This is a genomic window from Corallococcus llansteffanensis (assembly GCF_003612055.1).
Classification (GTDB): Bacteria; Myxococcota; Myxococcia; order Myxococcales; family Myxococcaceae; genus Corallococcus; species Corallococcus llansteffanensis.
Map to the genome: position 1 here is coordinate 1 of NZ_RAWB01000791.1, position 3561 is coordinate 3561.

At 70.5% G+C, this 3561-nt stretch carries 4 protein-coding genes; 3 read left to right on the forward strand and 1 reads right to left on the reverse strand.

Annotated features, from left to right (window positions below; genetic code table 11):
- Positions 1 to 2: 2 nt before the first annotated feature.
- Positions 3 to 920 (reverse strand): TerC/Alx family metal homeostasis membrane protein, encoded by a 918-nt coding sequence (locus D7V93_RS40215; protein WP_120648316.1) that lies wholly within the window; start codon positions 918 to 920, stop codon positions 3 to 5.
- 207 nt (positions 921 to 1127) lie between these two features.
- Here D7V93_RS40215 and D7V93_RS40220 point away from each other — a divergent pair, with 207 nt between their 5' ends.
- From D7V93_RS40220 to D7V93_RS40230, 3 genes are all read left to right on the forward strand, one after another.
- Complete coding sequence (locus D7V93_RS40220) at positions 1128 to 1544, forward strand: arsenate reductase/protein-tyrosine-phosphatase family protein (protein WP_120648317.1); 417 nt, start codon at positions 1128 to 1130, stop codon at positions 1542 to 1544.
- A 279-nt stretch (positions 1545 to 1823) separates the two neighbouring features.
- Positions 1824 to 2726, forward strand: a complete 903-nt coding sequence (locus D7V93_RS40225; RefSeq protein WP_120648318.1) for a DUF2135 domain-containing protein — start codon at positions 1824 to 1826, stop codon at positions 2724 to 2726.
- Between the two features lie 34 nt (positions 2727 to 2760).
- Entirely contained in the window at positions 2761 to 3552 is a 792-nt protein-coding gene (locus tag D7V93_RS40230; protein ID WP_244237800.1) for a DUF1175 family protein, read from the forward strand.
- Positions 3553 to 3561: the final 9 nt, after the last annotated feature.

The following is a 3561-nucleotide window of genomic DNA, read 5'->3' on the forward strand; positions in this document are numbered from 1 at the left end:
CCTCAGGCCTCCACCTCGCGCGGACGGTGCGCGAGGCTTGCCCCCACCGCGGTGCCGATGACGACGAGGATGATGGCCACCGACAGGAGCGGCGGGATGTGCACCCACTCCTCCACGACCATCTTCACGCCCGCGAACGCCAGCACCCCCGCGAGGCCGTAGTGCAGGTAGCGCAGCTGCCCCACCGCCCCGGCGATGACGAGGTAGAGCGCGCGCAGCCCCAGGATGGCGAAGGCGTTGGAGCTGTAGAGGATGAACGTGTCGGTGGTGACGGAGAACGCCGCCGGCACCGAGTCCACCGCGAACAGGATGTCCGTCACCTCCAGGCCGATGAGCGCCAGCAAGAGCGGCGTGACGAGCCTGCGGCCCCCGTGCTTCACCACGAAGTGCGGCCCCTCCACCTGGTCGCTCACCGGCAGCCTGCGCGACAGCCACTGCACGACGCGGTTGTCCTGCTGCTTGGACGGGTCCTCGCGGAAGACGCGCCACGCGGTGATGAGCAGGATGGCGCCAAAGACGTACGACACCCAGCCCCAGCGTTGCAGCGCCGCCGCGCCCACGAAGATGAACAGGGCCCGGAACACCAGCGCGCCGAAGATGCCCAGGAAGAGCACCTCGTGCTGGTAGCGTGAGGGCACGTTCAGGCTGCGGAAGATGACGAGGAAGACGAAGACGTTGTCCAGGCTGAGGCTCTTCTCGATGAGCCACGCCGCCAGGTATTCGTGGCCGCGCTCGCTGCCCAACGTCACCCACACGAAGCCACAGAAGGCCAGCCCCAACCCCACCCACGCCAGGCTCCACAGGACGGCCGCGCGGCGCGACTGGCCCCGCCCGCCCCGGTGGGCCAGCAGGTCCACCACCAGCAGCGCCAGGAGCAGCGCCCAGAAGACGATCCAGGCCCAGGAGGGGGTGCTTTGCATGACCCCAGCAACCTAGGCATCCCGGTGCCATCCGCTCGCTGCGGTGACCCGCCCGGAGTCAGGTGCCACCCAGTCGTGCATTGTTGACGCGATGCGTTGTATGGTGTTGGGGGATGCGGGCGAGCGTTGTCTTCTCCCTCACTCAGGATGTGATACTTCCCTGGAAGGCTTGGACCTCATGATTCTCAACACTCCAAAGGCGGTGCGATGAACACGGTCATCTTCGCTTGTAAGCAGAGTGCGGGCAGCTCGCAGATCGCTGCGGCGTTCTTCAACCTGATGGCGGACCCCGCGAAGGCGCGTGCGATCGCCGCGGGAGCGCAGCCGGCCGAGCGGGTGCAGCCCGAAGTGCTCGCCACGATGAATGACATCACCGTGAGCATGACGGGTGCGAAGCCGGAGCAGTTGACGGCGGACCTGGCCAAGGGCGCGCAGGTGGTGGTGACGCTGGGCGGCTTCGCGGACGCGCCGGTGGTGCAGGGCCAGGAGCGCGTGGAGTGGCCCATGGTCGAGGACACGGCGGGCAAGTCCGCGGCGGACGTGGAGAAGATCCGCGACACGCTGGCGGCGCTGGTGTCGGGCTTCGTGGAGAGCCACGGTTGGGAGCGCCCTCCGGCGCCGTAGCAGGTCGCATGCGCAGGGATGACCCGCGGAGTGCTGCCCGCGGAACCTGGTGAAGCCAGCACACCTGCCGTGAACCGTGGGTGCCGGGGCCTGGGAACGGGCGGGCGGACGGTCGCGGACGAGGTCGGGACCTGCGACGACGGCGTTGCGGGAGGGGGGGCCTGCCCGGGCCGTGTCGTCGTGAAATGGCAGGTGGCTTGAAATGGGAGGGGAGCTTGCCGCACGCTGTGTCCCTTCGCGGACACGCGGTTCGCGCTTCCCACTCCCAGGCTCCCGCAGATGCTCTCCGTCCTTCTCGCCGCGTTGCTGACGCAGACGGCGCCGCCGGTTCAAGCTCGTCAGCAGGGCGTGCCCATTGGCAGGGGTGACAAGCTGCCCACCGTGCGTCTGAGCGCGCCGTCCGGAGGGTGGACGGTGGACCGGATGCTGCTCATCGAAGGCACGGTGAGCGACACCACGGTGGATCCGGTGGTCGTCTCCATCAACGGCGACCGCTACCTCATGCGCACCGTGGGCGGGCGCTTCAGCCGCAAGTTCCCGGCGGCGAGCGGCAAGAACATCGTCACGGTGATGGCCACCAACAAAGGGGGCACGGCGCGCGCGCAGGCGACGAGCTACGCGAAGGTGCCTCCGGTGCCGCTCAAGGCCATCCTCACGAGCGACACGGACGGCGTCTACACGGACCTGCACATCTACGAGCCCACCGACGCGAGCAGCGCGGGGGACTCGCTCGATGTGAAGGCGATGGCGCACGTGTACTGGGCGGACACGGACAGCCCGTCTGGCGGCACGTTCTTCCTCAACTCGCAGGGGGGAGACTTCGACCAGCCGGCGTATGGCCCGTACCTCTACATCCACCGCGCGCCGCCCACGGGCGTGTACCTCATCGCGACCAACTACTGGCCCAGCGGTGACAAGGCGCACACGGTGGCGACGCTCAACCTGGCGCTCTTCGAGGGCACGCCGGGCGAGGTCCGCCGCCGCGTGCGCATCCCGCTGGCGACGCCCGGCACCACGCGCGTGCTCGCGTGGGTGAACATCCTGGGCGACGGACAGGCGGAGGTCTACGTGCCGTCCGCCGACCCGAAGCCCAAGGGTGAAAGCTGGCCCGACAACCTGGACGAGGCGCTCAAGGAGCTCCAGGCGAGCGGCGACTCCGGCGAGGGCGAGGGCGGGTACTGAAGGAGCGCCTGACGCTCCCGGCCCGGCCCCTCCCATGCGCGTCCTGATGCTCTCCCTGCTGCTGCATGCCGCCCCGGTGGCGAAGGGCCCGTCCGTGCCCGAGCAGGCCGGGACGCGCGCGGCGCCGGGCAGCGAGGCCGTATCGTCTGTCGTCTCCGCGCCCCTCCTACCGGAGACGCGCGTGGCCTCCGGCCGTGAGGCCGCATCGTCTGTCGTCTCCGCACCCGTCCCACCGGAGACGCGCGTGGCCTCCGGCCGTGAGGTCGCATCGGCGATTTCCTCCGAGCCTGCCTCCCCGGAGACGCGCGCGCGGCTGCTGCGCCGCGAGGTGGCGCAGGTGGCGCTCGCGCAGGTGCGGGCTCCGGACACGGCGTGGCAGCCGGCGCAGCGCGACTGCGCGGGCCTGATCCGCTACGCGTACCGCACGGCCTACCGGCGCGTGGCATCCGAGCGGCTCGCGTCCCCGCTGTGGAAGGACGCGCGCGGTGAGCCCTCCGACTTCGCGGACGCGGAGACGCTGCTCGCGCGCAACTTCAGCGCGCTGGGGCGGGACGCGGCCACGCGCGAAGCGCTGCGCACCGGGGACGTGGTGGCCTTCCGCCAGGAGCACGACGCGGGGCCCGTCTTCCACCTGATGCTCGTGGTGCGCCCGGAGGACCGGGCCCATGCCCCCGCGCGCGTCGTCTACCACCCGGGTGAGCCGGGCGCGGCCGTGCGCACCGGTGTCCTGGACTCGCTCGCCACGCAGGCGCCGCTCGAGTGGCGCCCCGTGCCGGCCAACGCCGGCTTCCTCGGCTTCTTCCGTTTCAAGGAGTGGATGTCATGACGTCACCCG